Source organism: Amycolatopsis sp. NPDC051372 (assembly GCF_040682095.1).
GTDB lineage: Bacteria > Actinomycetota > Actinomycetes > Mycobacteriales > Pseudonocardiaceae > Amycolatopsis.
This window is the reverse complement of sequence record NZ_JBFBAF010000014.1, coordinates 172,394-188,053: the sequence shown is the minus strand read 5'-3', so window position 1 is coordinate 188,053 and position 15,660 is coordinate 172,394. Positions and strand designations below refer to the sequence as shown.

Annotated in this window: 15 protein-coding genes; 7 read left to right on the top strand and 8 right to left on the bottom strand. The window is 67.5% G+C overall.

Going from position 1 to position 15,660, the window contains the following annotated elements:
- Nucleotides 1-2: 2 nt before the first annotated feature.
- The 6 genes from AB0M56_RS22500 to AB0M56_RS22475 all read left to right on the top strand — a co-directional run bounded on the left by AB0M56_RS22500 (nucleotide 3) and on the right by AB0M56_RS22475 (nucleotide 7,131).
- On the top strand, nucleotides 3-902 hold the full coding sequence (locus tag AB0M56_RS22500) for a GMC oxidoreductase (protein WP_364179211.1): 900 nt from the start codon (nucleotides 3-5) through the stop codon (nucleotides 900-902).
- Nucleotides 903-1,343: 441 nt separating this feature from the next.
- Nucleotides 1,344-2,549 carry a hypothetical protein gene (locus AB0M56_RS22495; RefSeq protein ID WP_364179209.1) on the top strand — a complete coding sequence of 402 codons (1,206 nt, stop codon included), beginning with the start codon at nucleotides 1,344-1,346 and terminating at the stop codon, nucleotides 2,547-2,549.
- Between the two features lie 254 nt (nucleotides 2,550-2,803).
- Entirely contained in the window at nucleotides 2,804-3,430 is a 627-nt protein-coding gene (locus AB0M56_RS22490; RefSeq protein ID WP_364179207.1) for a TetR family transcriptional regulator C-terminal domain-containing protein, read from the top strand.
- Between the two features lie 396 nt (nucleotides 3,431-3,826).
- A complete protein-coding gene (locus AB0M56_RS22485) occupies nucleotides 3,827-4,600 on the top strand; it encodes an SDR family oxidoreductase (RefSeq protein WP_364179205.1) in 774 nt (257 codons plus the stop codon).
- 191 nt (nucleotides 4,601-4,791) lie between these two features.
- Nucleotides 4,792-5,109: a cupin domain-containing protein gene (locus tag AB0M56_RS22480; RefSeq protein ID WP_364179203.1), complete on the top strand. Its 318-nt coding sequence runs from the start codon at nucleotides 4,792-4,794 to the stop codon at nucleotides 5,107-5,109.
- 144 nt (nucleotides 5,110-5,253) lie between these two features.
- A complete protein-coding gene (locus AB0M56_RS22475; protein WP_364179201.1) occupies nucleotides 5,254-7,131 on the top strand; it encodes a transketolase in 1,878 nt (625 codons plus the stop codon).
- A gap of 34 nt (nucleotides 7,132-7,165) precedes the next feature.
- On the opposite strand, the gene AB0M56_RS22470 is transcribed toward AB0M56_RS22475, so the two are convergent.
- A complete protein-coding gene (locus AB0M56_RS22470) occupies nucleotides 7,166-7,570 on the bottom strand; it encodes a nuclear transport factor 2 family protein (protein WP_364179200.1) in 405 nt (134 codons plus the stop codon).
- Between the two features lie 70 nt (nucleotides 7,571-7,640).
- Nucleotides 7,641-8,171 carry a hypothetical protein gene (locus AB0M56_RS22465; protein WP_364179198.1) on the bottom strand — a complete coding sequence of 177 codons (531 nt, stop codon included), beginning with the start codon at nucleotides 8,169-8,171 and terminating at the stop codon, nucleotides 7,641-7,643.
- A 303-nt stretch (nucleotides 8,172-8,474) separates the two neighbouring features.
- Between AB0M56_RS22465 and AB0M56_RS22460 the strand changes: the two genes are divergently transcribed.
- The gene (locus AB0M56_RS22460) at nucleotides 8,475-9,710 is read left to right on the top strand and encodes an MFS transporter (RefSeq protein ID WP_364179197.1); all 1,236 of its coding nucleotides are present in this window, start codon (nucleotides 8,475-8,477) and stop codon (nucleotides 9,708-9,710) included.
- A 45-nt stretch (nucleotides 9,711-9,755) separates the two neighbouring features.
- On the opposite strand, the gene AB0M56_RS22455 is transcribed toward AB0M56_RS22460, so the two are convergent.
- The 6 genes from AB0M56_RS22455 to AB0M56_RS22430 form a co-directional block, all read right to left on the bottom strand.
- A complete protein-coding gene (locus tag AB0M56_RS22455) occupies nucleotides 9,756-10,394 on the bottom strand; it encodes a response regulator transcription factor (protein WP_364179291.1) in 639 nt (212 codons plus the stop codon).
- A gap of 29 nt (nucleotides 10,395-10,423) precedes the next feature.
- Complete coding sequence (locus AB0M56_RS22450) at nucleotides 10,424-11,659, bottom strand: histidine kinase (protein ID WP_364179193.1); 1,236 nt, start codon at nucleotides 11,657-11,659, stop codon at nucleotides 10,424-10,426.
- Nucleotides 11,660-11,797: 138 nt separating this feature from the next.
- Nucleotides 11,798-12,751 (bottom strand): PDR/VanB family oxidoreductase, encoded by a 954-nt coding sequence (locus AB0M56_RS22445; RefSeq protein WP_364179191.1) that lies wholly within the window; start codon nucleotides 12,749-12,751, stop codon nucleotides 11,798-11,800.
- 96 nt (nucleotides 12,752-12,847) lie between these two features.
- Nucleotides 12,848-14,086: a Rieske 2Fe-2S domain-containing protein gene (locus AB0M56_RS22440; RefSeq protein ID WP_364179189.1), complete on the bottom strand. Its 1,239-nt coding sequence runs from the start codon at nucleotides 14,084-14,086 to the stop codon at nucleotides 12,848-12,850.
- On the bottom strand, nucleotides 14,080-14,337 hold the full coding sequence (locus tag AB0M56_RS22435; protein WP_364179187.1) for a hypothetical protein: 258 nt from the start codon (nucleotides 14,335-14,337) through the stop codon (nucleotides 14,080-14,082). Before AB0M56_RS22435 ends, AB0M56_RS22440 begins: the two co-directional genes overlap by 7 nt.
- A 138-nt stretch (nucleotides 14,338-14,475) precedes the next feature.
- Nucleotides 14,476-15,390 (bottom strand): DNA-3-methyladenine glycosylase 2 family protein, encoded by a 915-nt coding sequence (locus AB0M56_RS22430; protein ID WP_364179185.1) that lies wholly within the window; start codon nucleotides 15,388-15,390, stop codon nucleotides 14,476-14,478.
- Between the last annotated feature and the right edge of the window lie 270 nt (nucleotides 15,391-15,660).

Below are 15,660 nucleotides of genomic sequence, written 5' to 3'. Positions count from 1 at the left end.
CGGTGGCTACCGGCGCCCGCGCACACCGGCTGCTGTTCGCGGCCGGCCAGTGCACCGGTGTGGAATACCGGCAGGACGGCGCCGGCCACATCGTGTACGCCGACCGCGAGGTCATCCTCAGCGCCGGCACGGTCGACTCACCGCGACTGTTGCTGCTCTCCGGTGTCGGGACCGTCGCAGACCTCGAACGCGCCGGTGTCGACGTCGTGCACGACCTGCCCGGCGTCGGCCGCAACCTCCACGACCACCCGCTGTGCAACGTCGTCTACGAGGCCGCACGGCCGATTCCGCCCGGCAAGACCAACCACGCCGAGACCTCGATGGTGTCGCGCAGCGACCCGAGCCTCACCGGGCCCGACATGCAGCTGATGTTCATGCACGTCCCCTTCGGCCCGCCGGCCCTGCCCGCCCCGCCGAACAGCTTCACCTTCGGACTGGCGACCGTCCCGCAGGCCCGCGGCGCCGTCCGCATCGCGGGGCCTGATCCGAGCGCACCGCCACTGATCGACCCGAACTACCTGGGGGCCGAGCGCGACGTGCTGCGCCTCGTCGACGCCGTCGCCGTGGCTCGCGAGATCGCCGCCGCGCACCCGTTCGACGCGTGGCGCGGGAAGGAACTGCACCCTGGCCCGGAGGCCCGCGACCAGCAGAGCCTGCGCGAGTTCGTGACCCGTGCCACCGGCACGTACTTCCACCCGGTCGGCACCTGCGCGATGGGCACCGGCCCCGACGCGGTCGTCGACCCCGATCTGCGTCTGCGCGGTGTGCGCGGCCTGCGGGTCGCCGACGCATCGGTCATGCCGCGCATCGTCTGCGTCAACACCAACGCGGCCACGATCATGATCGGCGAAAAAGCCGCCGACCTCGTCCGCGGCCGCGAGGTGGCCGGCTCGGTGTCCTGACGCTCTCGCGGCGGTCGGTCGTGCACAGGGAGCGCAGCGACGCCCACCGAGCGGCAATGCTTCGCTGGGCGCGAGGTCGACCGTCGGGGAACGAACGAGGTCGCGACGCTGCCGGTAAGACTTCGAGACGGACCGACACCAACCACTTGCCCGATGACGCGGGTCGCCGCACGCACCCGCTGCGACCGCTGAGCCGCACACAGGAGGGGTAAGGGAATGAGCGACGCCGAGCCGTCGGCCGGAGACCGGGATCTCGAAGCTCTTCCGTGAGCGCTGTTCGCGAAAAGAATTGTCTCCACCACGCAGTGGATGTCAAGCCGATTGACGTCCTGCCTGAGCGATGACAAGCAGATCGGCACCATTTCGGATCCACGACAAGCTCATTGCCCAACCCGCTTAGGGAGGAGGAAGCCGACTGTGCCCGTCGCCCCTGCACTCGCCGTGCCCCGCAACGCCGGTGCGGTCGAAATTGTGCACATCCCGGTTCCCGAAGATGTGGATTTGCCTCCGCTGCCCACCCAGGCTGATTCATGGGTGGGGCATTACCAGCGGGTCCTGCTCAATGTCCGCACCGGCGAGATGTCGTTCTTCTGCGCTGACTGGCGGATGTACGTGCCTGTTCTCGGAGATGGGGATCGGTCGGTCTGGAAGTCGCAGTACCCCGGCGAGAGTCCGATCAACTCGATGAACGCGGCCACTCGGCCGATTCCGGAGTTGCTGATGTTCTTCATCGACACCTGGACGCGCGTGGATTTCCCCGCCGCGGGGCGTCCGTCGACGCCCGCGTGGGTGTACCTGACTCGCGAACAAGGCGACGCGTTCGTGGCTTCGCTCGTGCCGCCGGCGCAGCAGTTGGTCGACAACCTGTTCCGAGTGCCCGGCACCGACGATCTCGAATGGTCCGCTGAATCCGTGGCGGCCGTGCGGTTGATCGATGCCGCGTGCAGCCGATACCACCAGGGACCGCGGGGTGTCGAGACGTCGCTGGAGGGCATGATCAATTGCGCTGATGCCGTCGCGGCAGTGCCGGGGTTGGTCCGAGGTGAGTGGGCCGAGATGCAAGACACCGAGCTCGACGACGCGGCCGACGTGCTGAGTAGGTCTCGGTACCACCTCGACTCGCAGCTTCGAGAGGAGTTGGGAAGGCCGTGCGAGGAAGGCAGTGGCATCGGGCTGAAGGTGTACGGAGCGCGGGCGTGGCTCTACGCCTACCGCGCCCACGAGGCCGACAACCGGCCGATTCTGGATGCGGCCAGGTGGTTCGCCGAGCCTGCGCACACCCTGATCGGCCGGATGACCGCGGACCACGACGACGAAGCCGTCTCGGTGTTCGCCGAGCGCGAGCGCACCGCCGCCCTGCGGGACGGGATCAAACTGGTCGGGGCCGAAGCTGTCGCGCACGCCTACCGGGACGAACTGCGGTCCCGCCTCATCGACGACGAACTGACCCAAGCCCGCGAGGCCGTCGAACGGCTGCAGCGTGCCAAAGCGGCCCGTGCCGCACTTCTCGCACAGATCATCAGCTGGGGCGATGCGCGGTACCACAGTGACAACGACGCAGAACTGGGCCGTCGTGCCGGGATGACCCGACAGGCCGTCAACCACCTCCGCAAGGCACTTTCCGACGACGTCGACAACGGTGATTGACTCCGATGTGGCGGGGCGGACCGATCTCGTGGAAATGACAATGCGGCGATGTCTTCACTCGACGAGTCAGTCAGGCGGCGCTTCCCGACCGGGCTCTGATGGTCGTAAGTCGGTCACGGATGCGGGCTTTCTCCGCCACGTCCGTTTTCCGGCGGTTAACGGTTACGGCGTGAGGAAGCGCATTGACTTCGGCGCGGATGGCCGAATTGCATCGCGGGGCACGCGGGCACAGGCAGGTGCGATAATCTGTCGCGGTGGTGGAACCGGAGAGCACAATGAAGCCTGTCCGGCTGACGGCGCGCGGTGAAGCAACCCGGGCCCGGATCGTCCGCGCTGCCGTGGACGTGATGACGGTCAAGGGGGTGGCCGCCACCACCCTCGACGATGTTCGCGCGGCGAGCAGTACCAGCAAGTCGCAGCTCTACCGTCACTATGCCGACAAGGACGCGCTGGTCCAGGATGTGATCGAACATCAGGCCGAAGACCTGCTGACCGCGCAGGGGGAACAGCTGCGCCGGCTCGACTCGGTCAGTGGGCTCGAGCGGTGGCGCGATGCGATCATCCAGCGGAATGCCCTGCGCAACAGGGCATATGGATGCCAGCTCGGCTCGCTGGCGTGTGAGCTTTCCGATCAGAACGAGCGGGCTCGATCCGCTCTGGCCGGCCACTTCGAAACCTGGCGCGGCCTGATCGCGGATGGTCTGCGGCGGATGCGCGACGCGGGCAAACTGCGCCGCGACGCCGATCCCGAACGGCTCGCGATCGGCTTGATGGGCGCCCTCGAAGGCGGGTACTTGCTCGCGCAGACCGAGGGGGACATCAAGTCCATGCGCATCGCGCTCGACATGGCCATCGACTACATCCGCACTCTCGAAGTGTGAGCCGCCGGTAACGGGATACCGGGGGAGCGAACGATCTCTGGGTAGTCGACGTCGGCCGCACGACATGCGTGTTGACCTGCCGGCCATCCGAACCGGTGAGAAAAAAACGACCTCGATGACACGCGGCAGAGAGGACTGTATAGTCCAAAGCGTGATCAACAGCCTCTGCCGGCCCGCGGCTGCGAAGCTGTGCTTGCCGCCTGGCTCGTGAGATGACCGCCCGCGTTGAGCCCGCGCTCAAACCGTCTCCGTCTCGAGTGGACGGTCGGCGTCGATTTCGACGGGTGCGGGTCTGCCGCCCAGTCGTCGGCCGGTCTCGTTCCGGTTCAGGTGAACCGTCTGCTTCGGACTCTCTGTAAGCGCGATGGTGCGTCTTGACAATGAAGGAGAAATTTCGTGAGCGAAGACTTCGAAGGTCGCAAGCTTGTTGTTGTCGGCGGTAGTAGTGGAATAGGTTTCGCCACGGCCGAGCAGGTGATCGCCGGCGGCGGCAGCGCCGTGATCACCGGTCGGAATCCGGAGAAGCTGCAGGCGGCGGTGGAAGCGCTGGCGCAGCACGGTAAGGCATGGGGCATCGCCGCGGAGCTGACCGACCGTGCCCGGATTCCCGAAGTGCGAAAGCGTATCGAGGGTGAACACGCCGACGCCAGCTTGCTGGTCAACGGGGCCGGAATCTTCGTCCCCAAACCCTTCACCGAGTACGACGAAGACTTCTACGACTCATTCAACGAACTGAACCGTGCGATGTTCTTCATCACCCAGACCGTCGTCGCCGGCATGCTCTCCGCGGGCAACGCAGGGTCGATCGTCAACATCGGCGCGATGTGGGCGCACCAGGGGATCGCGGCGACGCCGCACACCGGTTTCTCCGTGCAGAAGGGCGGCCTGCACTCCCTGACGAAGGCGCTTGCGATCGAGTTGGCACCCCACGACATCCGGGTCAACGCGGTGTCACCGGCGGCGGTGCGGACCCCGCCGTACTACCGGCTGGTTCCTGAGGCGCACCTCGAGGACCCCGTGAGCAGTTTCGCCAGCATGCATCCGCTGGGCCGGGTCGGAACCGTGGAAGATGTCGCGAACATGGCGTCATTTCTGCTCTCGGAAAAAGCGAGCTGGATGACCGGCGCGATCGTCGACGTCGACGGCGGTGTCATGGCCGGGCGCAACTGAACCGCGGAAGCAGAAAATTCGGCGCCAGGAGGTTTTTCATGGTTCCCTCGCGGATCGTAGGTCGTTTCTTGCTTGTCGCCGCGCTGGCCGGCGCGACAGCCTGCAGCTCTGCTGCCCAGAGCACGCCGGCCGCGGTGACGGGCACCACCGCGGTGACAAGCACGGCAGTTTCGCCGCCCCAGGTGAGTGTGTTGCTGCAACAGGCCCTTCCGAACGCTGAGGGCAAGACGTTCACGTCGCAGATCGTGGACTTCTCGCCGGGCTCGGCCGCGCCGTCTCATCGCCACGGTCAGGCTTTCGTGTACGCCTACGTGCTGCAGGGCGATGTGCGAAGCCAGGTCGACGACCAGGCGGTGACCACGTACCACCAGGGTCAGAGCTGGTTCGAAAAACCCGGCGCCCACCACGTCGTCGCGGCGAACCCGAGCACGACCGAGTCCGCCAAGCTGCTGGTCGTCTACGTTTCCACCACCGGGGACCCGCTCCAGGCCAACGATCCCCCTCAGTAGCCGTCGGTGCCGGCCCGACGCGAGCCACCAGCGGCAGGAAGATCTGCCCACTCCGTGCGGCTAACGGAGGACTTCGTGTGTCCGCACGGGACGGCGACCGGCAGTACAGTCGGTGACGTCGCCGCCCGGAGAAGGGAGAGAATTGTGACCGATATCCGGCAACCCGCCACTGACCTCAGCCTGAACGTGGTCGCCGAGCTGTCCGCGCAGCTGCGGGTCGACTCGATCCGCAGCAGCACCAGCGCGGGCTCCGGCCATCCCACTTCCAGCATGTCCGCGGCGGATCTGCTCGCGGTGCTCGTGGGCCGGCATCTGCGCTACGACTGGGATCGTCCCGAAGCGGACACCAACGACCACCTGATCTTCTCGAAGGGGCACGCTTCCCCGCTGCTGTACTCGGTGTACAAGGCTGTCGGGGCCATCTCCGACGACGAGCTGATGACCGGTTACCGGCGCTTCGGCTCGCGTCTGCAAGGCCACCCCACGCCGATCCTGCCGTGGGTCGACGTCGCCACCGGCTCGCTCGGGCAGGGCCTGCCCGACGCCGTCGGCGTGGCACTGGCCGGCAAGTACCTGGACAAGCTGCCTTATCGCGTATGGGTGTTGTGCGGCGACAGCGAGATGGCGGAAGGGTCGATCTGGGAAGCGCTGGACAAGGCGAGTCATTACGGGCTCGGCAACCTCGTGGCGATGGTCGACGTCAACCGGCTGGGCCAGCGCGGGCCCACGGAACTCGGCTGGGACCTCGACGCCTACGCCCGCCGTGCCGAGTCGTTCGGCGCGACGGTGATCTCCGTGGACGGCCACGACTTGCCGGCGATCGACCAGGCGCTCTATGCCGCGGGGGCGGGCGGTGACCGGCCGACAGTGATCCTTGCCAAGACCGTGAAGGGCAAGGGCTTCTCCGAAGTCGAGGACCAGGAGGGGTGGCACGGCAAGGCGCTGCCGGCCGAGATGGCCGAGCGCGCGCTCGTCGAGCTGGGCGGTGAGCGGAATCTGCTCGTCCGCGGGCCGGTGCCGGCCTTCGACCGTGGACCCGAATTGCGGCCGGCGAGCGCTGCCACGCCGAGACCTGCTTACGCACTGGGCGAGAAGGTGGCCACCCGGAAGGCTTACGGCGACGCACTGAAGTGGCTGGGCGGCATCGATCCCCGCGTCGTCGCCATGGACTGCGAGGTCAGCAACTCGACGCACACCGACGAGTTCGCTCACGCCTACCCTGAGCGCTACTTCGAGATGTACATCGCCGAGCAGCAGCTCATCGCAGCGGCTGTCGGGCTGAGCGTGCGCCACTACGTGCCGTTCGCGTCGACGTTCGCCGCGTTCTTCACCAGGGCGTACGACTTCATCCGCATGGCGGCGATCTCCGCGGCGAACATCCGGCTGGTCGGCTCGCACGCCGGCGTCGAGATCGGCGCCGATGGCCCCTCGCAGATGGGGCTCGAGGACCTCGCGATGATGCGCGCGGTTCAAGGCTCGACGGTCCTGTACCCCAGCGACGGGCCGAGCACCGTGGCACTGACCAAGGAGATGGCCGACCGGCCCGGCGTCTCCTACCTGCGCACGACGCGCGGCGGGTACCCGACGCTGTACTCGGAGGTAGACGAGTTTCCGATCGGTGGCGCCAAAGTGCTGCGTTCCACCGACGACGACGTGGTGACGCTGATCGGAGCCGGAGTGACGCTGCACGAATGCCTGGCCGCGGCCGACGAGCTGGCGCGGGAGAACATCGTCGCGCGGGTGATCGACCTCTACTCGGTCAAGCCGGTGGACACCGAGACGCTGATCGCCGCGGCCGACGTGACCGGCGGACGGATCGTGGTCTCCGAGGACCACCACCCGGAGGGCGGGCTCGGGTCCGCCGTCGCCGACGCGCTCTTGGCGAGCGGGCTGACACCGCTGCGGATGAAACACCTGGCAGTGCGGGAACTGCCCGGCTCGGGCGCTGCGCACGAGCTGCTGGACGCGGTGGGGATCTCCGCGTCGCACATCGCCGGCGCGGTACGGGAGCTGCTGGCCTGAACGCAGGTCGGGGTGGCTGCCAAGGAGCTCGGTTTCACGCCTCTCCGGATTCGCCGGCAGCAGCGATGATGTGGGTCACGCCGGCGACGTCGAAGTACTCTTCGATTCGGGTGATCTTGCCGCCGCTGACGGCGAGGTACATCGCGATGTCGAGAGCGGACTCCTCGCCGTTGGGCAGCTGCCCGCGCAGGACGTGCTGTTGGAAGACCCCGTCTCCGACGTCGACCCGGCGGGACACGTCGAAGCGCAGGCCGCGGATGGCCGTGCTGAACAGCCGGAGGACGGCGAGATTGGCTTCGCGGTCCTGTTCGCCGGCACCGTCGTTGTGCCAGATCACGGCATCCTGCGCGTAGAGGGCACGCGCGGTGTCGATGTCGCCACGTTCGACTGCACGGAAGAAGTCGTCTACGACGGAGATGTTGGTCTTGGTCTCAGGCATGGGTGCCACCCTCACTGTGTGAATCGGCCGCGATCCGAACCTACCCAGGCTGACTGGACTGTATAGTCCCCTAATCGGTTCGCTTCCGCTGGAAAAGCCGGTCGAAGCTGACGGCGAACGTGTCGACGGGGGAGAGGGCCAGCAGCAGGGTCGCGGCCGCGGCGGCGAAGACCGAGGCGCTCAGCGGAGCTTCCCAACCCAGGAACAACCCCATCGACACGCCGAACACCGCCAGCAGCGCCGTTGCCGCCCAGGCGGACCAGCGCACGAGGACGCCGGCCAGCAACGTCAGGCCCAGTACCGATTCCGCGGCGGTCGCGCCCCACGCGGCCGCGCCGCTGAGCCCGTCGGGCACGTACGGTGAAAGGCTGTGCGTGTAGGCGGTGTACGCGGCGAAATCGCCCCACCCGACCTGCCCGGTGTGCGGCGGGCCCCATCCGCCGAACCGATCGGCGACGGCCGAGAGGAATCCGGCGGCCAATGCGAGGCGTGCGAGCACGGTCGCGGCCGACCACACCCGTTCCCTCCGGGCGATGGAGTTCGGGGACAGGGCGCCCCGCAGGGTCCGGGACCTGGACTGTTCCTCGGTTCGTGAAACCATCAAGTCTCCTTTGTGGACGCTCTGCGAACGATCTCGATGCTAGGCAGGGCGCGGCCGGAACCGAAACCCCCCGGATCGGCGGTAATTGATCTTGAATCTCGGCACAGGTGCATCGTGGCCCGATCCACCTCAGTCAAGAGGACTGTATAGTCCAAGCGGTGATGGACGGCTGGTGGACGTTCGGGTCGAAGACCGGTCCGGCCCCGATCGGGGCGATCCCCTCCTGGATCGCGACACAGTGAGACGCCTGGTGAAGCCGCGGCGTGGTTGCAGAACATCAGACGAAGAGAAAGGCATGGCTCGATGTCCGACGTGTCAGCGAAGACCGGCGTCGCGCGGCGGGGGACAACACGCACCCTGGCGTTCTTGTCCGCCGTGGTCGCGCTCGTGGCGTCGTTCGCCGCGGTGGGCTCGACGATCCCGCTGTTCAACATCTACCGGGCCGAGGACGGGTTCACCAACGCCGACATCTCGATCACCGTCGTCGCCTACTCCGTCGCCACCCTCAGCACACTGCTGGCGCTGGGACGGGTGTCCAACCACCTGGGGCGACGGCCCACCTCCATCGCCAGCCTCGGTCTGCTCCTGCTGGGCTGTGTGCTGTTGTTGAACGTGCACCACATTGGCATCTTGATCGCCGGCCGGCTCCTGATGGGCTTCGGTGCCGGCGTGGCCAGCAGCAGCCTCACGTCCTACATCGTCGACGCCGCACCGGCCAGGCCCGCTTGGTTGGCCTCCGTCGCCTCCAGTCAGACAGTGATGCTCGGCCTCGCCGTCGGCGCCATCGGTTCCGGCGCGCTGGTCCAGTTCGGTCCGTGGCCGCGCGATCTCATCTACCTGGTCGTGATCGGCCTGCTTCTCGTCTCTGCCGCGCTCATCATCGTGAGCCCGGAAACCGTCACTCCGACGCCGGGCGCTTGGCGGTCGCTGCGGCCCCGGGTCCGCGTTCCGGCCAGGGTGAGGCACCTGCTCCCCGTCGCGGCGGCGGTGCTCCTGTCCACCTGGGCGACCGGGGCGTTCTTCCAAGCCTTCGTGCCGGCCTTGGTCGAAGACCAGCTCCGCAGTCAGAGCCCCCTCATTCTGGGGCTGGTGTTCGCCGCGTACATGGGTCCGAGTGTTCTCGGCGCTCCGCTCGGTGGCCGGTTCACGCCGGCGGTGGCCCAGCGCGTCGGCATGATCGGGTTCCTGCTGGGGATGATCGGCATCATCACGGCGATCGCAACCGGTGCGCTGGTGCTGTTCTTCGCCGCGACGATCGTCGCCGGCGCCAGCCAAGGCATCGCCATCAGTTCCGCCACCCGCGGCCTGCTGGAGGGCAGCGACGTGGCCGACCGGGCGCCGATCTTCACGGTCGTCTACATCCTGTCCTACTGCGGCGCGACGATCCCAGCCCTCATCGCCGGCCGGCTCTCCGCGTTCTTGTCGCTACCGCAGATCGCACTCGGGTACGGCGGCCTGGCGCTCATCGCCACGGTGTTCACCGTCCTCGCCGCCCGCGATCCCCACGCCGGCACGGCCGGTGCACAGCCGGCACGGTGACCGACAATCAGTTTCGCCGGAGCGGCCGGCCCAGCGCCGGTCAGGTCAGGGCGACTCCGAGGTGAGACCCGCGCGGACGGCGAGCAGTGCGGCCTGTGTCCGTGAGCCGACGCCCAACTTGGCGAACAGGTTGCTGACGTGGGTGCGAGCCGTGCGTTCGCTGATCTGCAGCTTGTTCGCGATCTGGATGTTGGACAGCCCCGTCGCGATGTGGATCAGCACCTCACGCTCGCGCGGTGTCAGCCCGTCAAGACCTGTGCCGCTTCGTTCGGCCGGGCCGGTCAGGCAGCGGGTGATCGCGGAGTCCAGATAAAGCTCACCGCGAGCCGCGGCTCGCACCGCCGCGACGATCTCGTCGGAACCCGCGTCTTTGAGGAGGTAACCGGACAAGCCGGCGTCGATGGCCCGCCGGACGTTCCCCGTCTCACTGAAGCTGGTCATGATCAGGATCTTCACGGTGGGATACCGCGCGGTGATCAGACTGCCGACCTGTATCCCGTCGATACCCGGAAGGACCAGATCCATCAGGATCACATCCGGTAACCGGCCCTCCTGGGCCAGTTCCGCGAGGCGCCCCAGCGCGTCTGCCCCGTCAACGGCCTCGCCCACCACCGAAAGCTCGGGAACCGCGTCGGCATACGAACGCAGCCCGGCCCTGACCACCGCGTGGTCGTCCACGAGCATCAGTCGGATCTGCTCGGCTGCCGGCTCGTTCACTGCTTCTCGCTCGCCACGTCGGACGGTTCCTGCCAGTCGATCCGGACGGCGCTGTCGGCACGGAGCGACCTGCTTCCCGGCTCGGCCGGACAGAACTCGAGGCGCACGAGAGTGCCGCTGCCGGGCCGGGTCACGATGGTGAGCGTCCCCCCGAGGCGCTCGGCGCGTTCGCTCATCGAAATCAAACCCACGTGGCCGGGAAGCGAGCTTCGCTCTTGGAACCCCACTCCGTCGTCGGACGTCTCGATGACCAGGAGGGTTCGGGACTCCTCGTGTCGTTGCGCGAATCGGATGACCGCGTGCTTCGCCCGGGCGTGCTTGACGACGTTGTGGAACGCTTCACGAACGAGGAACCACACTTCTTCCCGATGCTCGGGAAGCAGGTCCATGTCGCCGACCTCGTCGACGACCTTCACCGTCAGATCGGTGTCGCGACTCGCCTCGGCGACCCACTCGCGGATCGACATCACCACGGACCTTTCCGGAGGCTGCGGTGCCCGCAGTTCCGCGATCATCGAACGGAACGACTTCACCACCGACTGCGACAGATCCACCACCCGAGCGGCGTCGGCGCGAATCTTGGCGACCGCAACGGCCCCGGACGTCTCGCTGGTCAGTTCGATCGCCCTGGCGTGCATCGACAACGAGAACATCTCCTGCACGATGGAGTCATGCAGGTCGGCGGCCAACTTGCGACGCTCCTCCATGACCGCGCGGGCGCGGCTGTCGACGATCATCCCGGCGTGGTCGATCGTCACCGCGGCCTGGTCCGCGACGGCCGACAGGAAGTAGATCTCGTCGGGATCCGGTTCTTGGCCGGGCGGGTAGAAGGCGCTCAGGTAACCGAGCACACCGTCGGGCAAGATCAACGGCGCGGCCACGAAGCTCTCCCAGGAAATCGCCTGATGTATCGAAAGGATCGGCGCCCAGGCGGGATTGGTGTGAAAGGTCTCCCGGCGCTGGGATACGACAACGGGCCGGCGTTGGGCAATCGCGTTGAGGGAGACCAGTTCGGCGCCGAGCGCCTGGCACTGGACGAGCCGGTCGCGCAATTCGTCCGCGGTTCCGGGCAGACCTGACAACGCTCCGATGGGCAGCGTGCGCCAGCCTGCCTCGCTGAGTTGAATGTGGACGGCCGCGAGTCCGGCCGACCGCCGGACCTCACCTGCGAGGGCGGTGAGAGTGTCGGACAGGGAACCCGATCCGGCCAAGGTCGCCGCGACCCGCGACATCGCCTGAAGGCCGCGATCAGTGGCCATTGCTGCTCCCGGTGGACCGAGGTGGTGAGGCTGATCGTGCCGCCGAGGACAGCACGCCCGATGGTGGCCTGGCGGGAATGTCGCATCCGGTGCCGGCCGGGCTCCGCGACATCATAAATCGAGTACGAGCTTCGAGCACGCGGCCCGGGACACGCAGATCATCATGGTCTTGCCTTCTTCCCGTTCCTCTTCCGTGAGCAGGGAGTCGCGATGGTCCGGCGTTCCGGAAAGCACTTTCGTCTCACAGGTCCCGCACGTACCCTGCTCGCACGAATAGGGAGGCCGGACCCCGGCGCGTTCCACTGCTCTGAGAATGGTTTCGCCAGGCGCTACCGTCAGCGAGCCGCCGGTACGAGCCAGCTCGACCTCGAACGACGAGTGGTCCGGCGAATCGGGTACTGCCTTCGGGACGAAGCGCTCCAGCCGCAACGAGCCGGTTTGCCACTCCGCACACCGTTCCTCGACCGCGAGCAGCAAGGACTCCGGTCCGCAGCAGTAGACGAGGACGTCGTCGGCCGGAGTCCCGAGCCACTCGTCCAGGTCGAGCCGGCCGTTCTCGTCTTCCGGGCAGAGGACGACGCGGCTCCCGTATCTCGACGCGAGCTCCGCACTGTAGGCCATCGACCCGCGGGTGCGCCCTCCGTACAACAGCTGCCACTGGGCGCCGGCCTCCTCGGCCGCGGCGACCATGGGCAGGATCGGGGTGATGCCGATCCCGCCGGCGATGAACAGGTAGCGCGGCGAGGGCAGCAGCGGGAAGTTGTTCCTCGGCCCCCGAGCGCGCACGGTGGCGCCTTCGGCCAGCCGATCGTGGACGTGGGCCGACCCTCCGCGGCCATCGCGTTCGCGCAGCACCGCGACGCGCCACTCGGCGCGCGCCGGGCGACCGCAGAGTGAGTACTGCCGCACGAGGCCGTCGTCGAGGAGAAGATCCACGTGGCTGCCGGCATCCCACGCGGGAAGGCCCTCTCCCGACCGGCTCGCAAGGACCAGCTCGACGACCTCCTGGGCGATCACGGTTCGTCGCACCACCACGAGGTCGAGGTCGACCTCTCTCCGTGTCATGTCCGTCTGGGTCACCGTTCGACTCCACTTCGTCGTCGCTTCGTGCGGGCCGGGAGGCCGGTCGGCGGCCGGCCTCCGGCGTGATGGGCGGTTCGATCAATCAGTGACGTTCGTCGGGACCAGCGTCTGCCACGCAACCCCCTGGGGGACGACTCCCGACCCGGCGGTGAACTTGGCCCAGTCGACGGAGCCGTCGAGCCCCACGGGATCGCCGCCCGCCTCGACACTGCGCGCCGCGTCGATCAGCAGGCGTCGCATGCGCACCACGGCGACGTCCGCCGCGACGAGGTGCTCTTTCGACCGGTCGACGATGGGCTCCATCGAATCGGTCACGAGCGCGTCCTGGGGAATGAGGCCGGCCACTCCCGAGAACGAGGTGCCCGCTGCCATCGCCTCGCGATCCTGCTTAGGATTCAGGGTGTAGTTCGGCGCTTGGACATCCTCGAGGCTTCGCCACTTGAGCCATTCCGCCTTGTCGATCGGCTTGGCCGGGTCGCCCGTCACCACATACGTGCAGGTGTGCGTGTCGTCGATCGGGACGTACATGAAACCCAGGTTCATCGGGGGGATCAGCGCCTGGAACGGCATGATGAACGGCGTCACGCGAACGTAGGACTGGCCTTCGTGCTCACCCTTGAGCTTCCGGATCGCCGCATAGTGGAAGCCGAACTTCGTGTCCTCGACCTCGAGTACCGGAGCGTCGTCGGTCGTCGGGAAGCGGTCCCGGCCAATACCCTCCGGGTCGTATTCACCCGTCCGGGCGAGGGCGATCTCGGTCTGATGGAGCAGGCCGACATGGGACGAGTCGATCTCTCCTTCAACCCCCTGGATGAAGTTGCCCTTGTGCACCATCTTCGTCGTCGCCAGGTGTCCCGGCGGCACGTTCATCCAGACGTAGCTCGGCGGCGGGGGCTGCTTGTCCGCCGGGCCCAGGTACACCCACACAATCTGACCGGCCTCGTGCACGGGGTGTGCCGGTGCCCGCAGCCGGCTACGGAACCGTGAGTCCGGGAGATTGGGCGTCTCCTGGATCGACCCGTCCGCCCCGAACTTCCACCCGTGGTACAGGCAACGGATACCGCAGTCCTCCACGCGGCCGATCGCCAGCGAAGCGCCGCGGTGCATGCATTTCTCGTCCAGCACGCCGACGGTTCCGGCGGAATCACGGAACACCACGAAATCCCCGCCGACCAAGCGGAACTTCCGGGGAGGTCCGTCCGGCTCGGCCACGTCACTCGAGAGGCAGATCGGGAGCCAGTACCGGCGCAGCAGCGCACCCATCGGCGTGCCCGGCCCGACCCGGCAGAGATACGCGTTCTCCTCAGCACTCAGCATTGAGACTCCTGTTCCGGCGTTCCCGCCCACGTGATGGCCGTCTTGTCGCCCTCGAGTGAGCGATCGACGACAACATCGAGATCGAGCAGTACCAATGGATTTCCGCGGGACACTTCGAAGCGCTTCACCAGCGCAACGGATTCGTACCCGGAGGGACTGACGCGCAACTCCGACGGCTTCGTCCACCCGTCCCGGTATCCCTTGAGGATCGCGACACAGGCACCATCCAGTAAATGGACGATCGATGTCATTGAGTTCCTTCCGTCAACCACTGGATCGAACTTAGGGCGGGCGGGGAAACCCCGGCAATCGGTCGTTTTTCCCGGGCGTCACTCAGTCATTCAACGCAGTTCCTACGTCATTTGACGTAGGCTGTTCATCGCCGATCGTCAGCGGAACGGCCGGGCGCGTGGTGCGCGGTGGCTGCGCCGCGGCGCAGCGCGCGGAGTGAGCTCGAGGAGGCGAACCACCCGGTAGCGGTGCGGCCGCCACGGCAGGTAGAACGCCTCGATCTCGTGCTGCGCCAGTGGCCGGCCGAGCAGGGCCGTGCCGGTCATCCGGCCGAGGTGGAAGTCGCCGAGCGGCAGCGCGTCGGCGTCGCCGAGCGCGCGGTGCCCGACCTGTGCTGAGGTCCACGCCCCGATGCCCCGCATCGCTGCCATCAGTTGATACGCGCGAGCGGGGTCGCCGGCCGCGCGATCGAGCTTGGCCGCGTGCCGTGCGGCGAAGATGACGGTCTTCGAGCGGTGCAGGTCGACGCCGGCACGCCGCCATTCCCAGATCGGAAGGTTCGCCCACACCTCGGGCGAAGGCATGACCCGCATCGGGCCGGGCGCCGGACCCGGTGCCGGGCCGCCGTGCGCGCCGACGAGGCGGGTCCAGGCGGCTTGCGCGTCCAAGCCGACCACCCGCTGCTCGAGGATTGCCGGCACGAGGGCTTCGAACAGCCGTCCCGTGTGCGGAACGCGGAGGCCGGGCAACCTGCTCCAGGCCCGCTCCAGAACGGGGTGTGCCGGTCGGAAGTCCTCGGGACGGTCGTGTTCGCCGAGCTCGGTACGGACGTTGTCGACGAACTCCGCGGCACCGGGCCCCCACGCGTCGACGTCCAGATCGTCCAGGCGCTGTTGCCGGATCCGGTAGGTGACCGGCCCGGACGGGGCCAGGGCTGTCCGCCACAGGGTCCCGTCGGCTTCCTCACGGTGGGTCGGATCGTGGCGGCCGCGCCTCAGGCTCTTGAGCGTCAGCTTCGCGTCCACGGGGAAGGCGGGCTGCCAGCGCAGAGAACAGTCCGGCGGCAGGTCCATCGTCGCCTCCCTCGGGTGCGCAGGAGCAAGGTCCTTCAGATGGCGTGCGGTGTCCTCACCAGTGGACGTAAAAGTCCATTGCCTGTCAACCAGCGAGCGTTGGTGTCGGTAAACCTGACTCAACGGGGAGCGTTCACGCGCGAGTTTCTGGTCTGTATAGTCCAGTTAAGAGTTCTTCGCGCAGCACATGTCACCAGGTCCGACGCAACCGGCGCCACCGGCCAAGCCGCAGGCAGCGCGGGCTCACCGTCGCGGCGGAACTCGGGAGCA

Coding starts and splice junctions, on each gene's coding strand:
- AB0M56_RS22465 (WP_364179198.1), bottom strand. CDS start 8,171: ATGGTTTCACGAACCGAGGAACAGTCCAGGTCCCGGACCCTGCGGGGC.
- AB0M56_RS22435 (WP_364179187.1), bottom strand. CDS start 14,337: ATGACATCGATCGTCCATTTACTGGATGGTGCCTGTGTCGCGATCCTC.
- AB0M56_RS22450 (WP_364179193.1), bottom strand. CDS start 11,659: ATGTCGCGGGTCGCGGCGACCTTGGCCGGATCGGGTTCCCTGTCCGAC.
- AB0M56_RS22430 (WP_364179185.1), bottom strand. CDS start 15,390: ATGGACCTGCCGCCGGACTGTTCTCTGCGCTGGCAGCCCGCCTTCCCC.
- AB0M56_RS22460 (WP_364179197.1), top strand. CDS start 8,475: ATGTCCGACGTGTCAGCGAAGACCGGCGTCGCGCGGCGGGGGACAACA.
- AB0M56_RS22455 (WP_364179291.1), bottom strand. CDS start 10,394: ATGCTCGTGGACGACCACGCGGTGGTCAGGGCCGGGCTGCGTTCGTAT.
- AB0M56_RS22445 (WP_364179191.1), bottom strand. CDS start 12,751: ATGACACGGAGAGAGGTCGACCTCGACCTCGTGGTGGTGCGACGAACC.
- AB0M56_RS22470 (WP_364179200.1), bottom strand. CDS start 7,570: ATGCCTGAGACCAAGACCAACATCTCCGTCGTAGACGACTTCTTCCGT.
- AB0M56_RS22440 (WP_364179189.1), bottom strand. CDS start 14,086: ATGCTGAGTGCTGAGGAGAACGCGTATCTCTGCCGGGTCGGGCCGGGC.